General features: G+C 31.4%; 1 pseudogene. It reads right to left on the minus strand.

What is annotated here, in order from left to right:
* Positions 1-13: 13 nt before the first annotated feature.
* Positions 14-312, minus strand: a pseudogene (locus tag GNY06_RS01190) (IS982 family transposase); the annotation flags it as partial.

Consider the following 312-nt stretch of genomic DNA (forward strand, 5'->3'; position numbering starts at 1 on the left):
ACCTGTTGTGCATTTAGCCGAAATTAACTTTTATTTTGTTTAGCTTTCTTTTGAAGACGAAAAAATTCAGATACTGAATCATTGTAAAAGCGCTTATTTTTGAAGCAATTCTCGTGGCTAAACCTTGAAAAGTTTTTGCTAGATTAATCTGAATCAAGAACTCTCCATTGAGTTGAGAAATTGCAGTTTCGATTCTTTTTCTGATGCTGGATTTTGTTTTTGAAAATGCTACAAAATCGTGTTGATTTTTTCTCATCGCAACAGACAGTTTTATCTTTGAATAGTTGAATAAATCAACTTGGAATTCTTTGC

It is taken from the genome of Elizabethkingia argenteiflava, assembly GCF_009904105.1.
Taxonomy (GTDB): Bacteria; Bacteroidota; Bacteroidia; order Flavobacteriales; family Weeksellaceae; genus Elizabethkingia; species Elizabethkingia argenteiflava.